A 3462-nucleotide genomic window follows, 5' to 3' on the forward strand; every position below is an offset into this window, starting at 1 on the left:
CCATGGCAAGTTCCTCTCGTTGAAGGGAACTCCATGGTCGGAAGAGGCCTCGCCCCGCTCAAATGCCTACGATTATCGCACTACCTCGCACCACGCGACCCTCCCGCGGAGCGGGTTCGTGCATGTCAGCGGAAGCAGAAAATCATCGGCAAGCATTCGCCAAACGGCAGCTCAGTTCGACGATCCGGAACGACGGCTTGGCCGCCGGCAGCGAAGAGGTGAGGCATGGAATGCATCGCCCCGGTTGCGGTTGCGCAGGTCGACAAGGACCATGCCGGCGCGGCCAGCGGTCTGATCAAGACCGCCCAGCGGCTTGGCGCCGCGCTTGGGATCGCCATGGCTGGCAGCGTCTATTTCGCCTGGCATGACAGTGCGGCGATCCCGCCTTCGAGCGCTGCCGTGATCGTCGTCGCCAGCCTGCTGGCGCTATGCGTGGTGCTTGCCGCCCGCCTGCCCGACCGGATTTTTGCGCCCGCGGCGATCAATTCGTGATTTTTGATACCTGGTGCGGACTCGCGATTGGCGCATCGCGCCCTCCTGCTGCTTGTCGTCCGCAGGAATTTGAACGGAGCTTGGCATGAAGACGCAGGTTTCAATCATCGGGGCAGGGCCAGCGGGCCTGCTGCTGGGCCACCTGCTGCGCGCCGAAGGGATCGACTGCGTCGTGCTGGAACGCCAGACGGGCGACTATGTGCTCTCGCGGATTCGCGCCGGGGTACTGGAACAGGTCACCGTCGGCCTGATGGCGCGGCTCGGCCTCGATGCCCGGCTCAAGGCCGAGGGCCTCGTCGAGGATGGCTTCAACCTGGCTGATGGCGAACGGCTGATCCGGATCGACTGCGCGGGGCTGACCGGCAAGTCGGTGGTGGTCTATGGCCAGACCGAGATCACCAGGGACCTGATGGACGCGGCGCCGGAGCGCGGGCTTGAAGTGATCTACGGCGTGCAGGAAGTGGCCCTGCACGATATCGAAGGCGACGCGCCCTGCGTCACTTATACCAGGGACGGCACGCGGCACCGCATCGACGCGCGCTTCATTGCCGGGTGCGACGGGTTCCACGGCCCCAGCCGCAAGGCGATCCCCGCCCGCGTGGCCCGCGAGTTCGAGCGGGTCTATCCCTTTGGCTGGCTGGGCATCCTGGCCGATGTGCCGCCGTGCAATCCCGAACTGATCTATGCCAACCACGAACGCGGTTTCGCGTTGGCCTCGATGCGCAGCCACACGCGCAGCCGCTATTACATCGACGTGCCGCTGACCGAGAAGGTTGAAGACTGGTCCGACGACCGGTTGTGGGATGAACTGGCGATCCGCCTCGGCCGCCGATGCGGCAGCCAACATCACGCGCGGTCCGGCACTGGAAAAAAGCATCGCGCCGCTGCGCAGCTATGTGTTCGAACCGATGCGCCACGGCAGCCTGCTGCTGTGCGGCGATGCGGCCCACATCGTGCCGCCGACCGGGGCCAAGGGCCTGAACCTTGCGGCGAGCGACGTTCACTATGCGGCAGAGGCGCTCACAGGCTTTTTCCAGCGGTGCGACAACGACGCGGTGGCCGGTTATTCCGCCAAGGCGCTGGCGCGGGTGTGGAAGAGCGAGCGGTTCAGCTGGTCGCTGACCAAGCTGATGCACCGCTTCCCCGATGACGGCCCGTTCGAACGCGCCATGCAGGTGGCCGAACTGGACTATATCGCCAGCAGCACCGCCGCCCAAACCAGCATCGCGGAAAACTACGTCGGCTTGCCGATTTGAATGCCGCCAATCAGGGCGCGGTCGTCCACAACGTGACCGGCCCGGCAAGCCCCGACGGGCGTAGCGGCGCATCGCGCAGATAACCGGAGGCGGCCAGTTTGACGACTTTGGTGGCGCCGGGCTGGGCATCGCCGATCAGGCGGTTGACCCACTTGGTGGCTACGCGGATTTCCAGCGTGCTGCGCGCTGCAGGGGGCGGAGCCTTGGCTTCTGCCGGCAGGAGCACGATGCTGGCAACGCCGCATAGTGCCAATGCAATCGCGGCCCTTGATGCCTTCGTCCTCATCGCTCTCTCCCGCACTTCGCCTGCCTGGTGAGGGCCGGAGCATTGCCTGCTTGCTACGTTCAGGCAGACATCCTGATCACAAGCTGCGGCGGCAGGACGAGGCTTTCGGTTTCCTCGCCGGCCAGTCGCCGCATCAACAGGTCGACCAGCCCGCGGGCACCGGCGGCAATGTCCTGGCGGATGGTGGTCAGCGGCGGCATGGTCTGACTGGCGAGCGGGAGATCGTCGAAGCCGACCAGCTTCATCGCCTCTGGAACCGCGATGCCGCGCTCGCGCAGCGCCTTGAGACAGGCCACCGCCAGGGTATCCGTTGCGGCGAAGATGCCGTCGAATTCCGCGCCGCAGCTATCGAGGTGCCGGTTGATCTCGTCCGCCGTCCGGTCTGCGGAAAGGTGGGTTTCCAGCGCTCTGATCGGCACGCCCAGGCGGCGGGCAACATCGCTGGCCCCGGCAAAGCGGGCGGCGAATTCGATCGGGCCGGTATCACCAACAAAGGCGAGGCGGGTCGCTCCGGCCGCGATCAGACGCTCGGCTGCCAGCTTCCCGCCAAGGCGGTTGTCGGTCCCGACCACGCAGTGGCGCTGGCCTTCCTGATGGTTGCCCCAGACAACCATCGGCAGGTACCCGTCGGCCACCTCCTCGATCCGCTCGAACTGGTCGGACTGGCCGATCACGATCACGCCGTCGATCATGCCCGAACCGATGAACCGGTCGAGCCAGTCCTCGTCGCGGTCGGGAATGACCCGTCGCAGCATCAGGTCGTAACCGCGCTCGGTCAACTCGTCGGCAAGGTGGCCCAGCAGCGTCATGAAAAAGGCGTCGGAAATCTGCTGGCGGCGGTCATGGCCCAGCGGGATCGCAACCCCGACTACCCCGGTCTTCTGACGGCGCAGGTTGCTGGCCATCTGGTTGAGCTGGAAGCCGTGCGCGCGCGCCAGTGCCTGAATGCGTTCGCGCGTCTTGGCATTGACCAGCGATTTGCCGGCGAGCGCGCGCGAAACCGTTCCCGCCGATACGCCGGCGATCCGCGCCAGATCGGTGATGGTGCGGACCTGCCCGTCGACTGCGGGCGCTTCGCTGGCGGGATTGTCCGTCACCCTGTTCAACCTAAGCCGCGGCTGATCCGGCCAGACGCGGCTGGCGATGCCCGGCGTCCACCAGCAAGGTCGCAATCGCGCCCAGCAGCATCAGGACGCCGCCCAGCATCAGCACATTGCGCGGATCGCCGCCCAGCACCGGCTGGTAGATCAGCGGCATGGTCAAGGTCTGGATCAGCATCGGGATCACGATGAACATGTTGAAGATCCCCATGTAGATGCCGGTCCGCTCGGGCGGGATCGAATCTGCCAGCATGACGTAAGTGTTGCCCATCATTCCGGCCCAACCGATACCGATTCCCGCCATCAGCGCAAAGAGGGCAACTGGAGT

General features: G+C 65.8%; 3 protein-coding genes and 2 pseudogenes. 2 read left to right on the forward strand and 3 right to left on the reverse strand.

Going from position 1 to position 3462, the window contains the following annotated elements; genetic code table 11:
- Positions 1-225: 225 nt before the first annotated feature.
- Together ACE3SN_RS16425 and pobA are read left to right on the forward strand one after the other, a co-directional pair.
- Positions 226-492: a hypothetical protein gene (locus ACE3SN_RS16425; protein ID WP_374531856.1), complete on the forward strand. Its 267-nt coding sequence runs from the start codon at positions 226-228 to the stop codon at positions 490-492.
- A gap of 85 nt (positions 493-577) precedes the next feature.
- Positions 578-1748: pseudogene (pobA, locus tag ACE3SN_RS16430) on the forward strand (4-hydroxybenzoate 3-monooxygenase).
- Between the two features lie 10 nt (positions 1749-1758).
- Here pobA and ACE3SN_RS16435 read toward each other — a convergent pair.
- The 3 genes and pseudogenes from ACE3SN_RS16435 to ACE3SN_RS16445 form a co-directional block, all read right to left on the reverse strand.
- A complete protein-coding gene (locus ACE3SN_RS16435) occupies positions 1759-2034 on the reverse strand; it encodes a hypothetical protein (RefSeq protein ID WP_374531858.1) in 276 nt (91 codons plus the stop codon).
- 59 nt (positions 2035-2093) lie between these two features.
- Complete coding sequence (locus tag ACE3SN_RS16440; protein WP_374531859.1) at positions 2094-3131, reverse strand: LacI family DNA-binding transcriptional regulator; 1038 nt, start codon at positions 3129-3131, stop codon at positions 2094-2096.
- A gap of 10 nt (positions 3132-3141) precedes the next feature.
- Positions 3142-3462 (reverse strand): annotated as a pseudogene (locus ACE3SN_RS16445) (MFS transporter); the annotation flags it as partial.

Source organism: Novosphingobium sp. (genome assembly GCF_041915465.1).
In the GTDB taxonomy this organism is placed as follows: Bacteria; Pseudomonadota; Alphaproteobacteria; order Sphingomonadales; family Sphingomonadaceae; genus Novosphingobium.

Excerpts from the sequence above, each read along its gene's own strand:
- ACE3SN_RS16425 (WP_374531856.1), top strand. The coding sequence starts at position 226 with ATGGAATGCATCGCCCCGGTTGCGGTTGCGCAGGTCGACAAGGACCAT.
- ACE3SN_RS16435 (WP_374531858.1), bottom strand. The coding sequence starts at position 2,034 with ATGAGGACGAAGGCATCAAGGGCCGCGATTGCATTGGCACTATGCGGC.